This is a genomic window from Streptomyces aureus (assembly GCF_000725495.1).
Classification (GTDB): Bacteria; Actinomycetota; Actinomycetes; order Streptomycetales; family Streptomycetaceae; genus Streptomyces; species Streptomyces aureus_B.
The window spans coordinates 1-398 of the sequence record NZ_JNZD01000088.1 but is presented as its reverse complement, the minus strand read 5'-3'; the positions used below and the strand labels follow the sequence as shown (position 1 = coordinate 398).

Here is a 398-nt window from a genome sequence, read left to right as displayed (position 1 = left end):
GAGGGAGCTGTCGAAGGTGGGACTGGCGATTGGGACGAAGTCGTAACAAGGTAGCCGTACCGGAAGGTGCGGCTGGATCACCTCCTTTCTAAGGAGCACGTCTAACCGAGTTCGCTCGGTCAGAGGCCAGTACATCGGCGAATGTTCGATGCTGGTTGCTCATGGGTGGAACGTTGATTATTCGGCACACTTGACTGTCTTCTCCTTCCAGTACTGCTCTTCGGGGCGTGGAACGAATGAGGGAAGCGGCGAGGGTGTCGGGCACGTTGTTGGGTGTCTGAGGGTACGGCCGCAAGGTCGCCTTCAGTGCCGGCCCCAGTGAACTCCGGTTTCGACCGGGGGTGATGGGTGGTTGGTCGTTGTTTGAGAACTGCACAGTGGACGCGAGCATCTGTGGC

The 398-nt window shown here is 58.8% G+C and carries 1 rRNA gene; it reads left to right on the top strand.

Features of this window, described 5'->3' with window-relative positions:
* Positions 1-88 (top strand): 16S ribosomal RNA (locus IO36_RS36085); the annotation flags it as partial.
* Between the last annotated feature and the right edge of the window lie 310 nt (positions 89-398).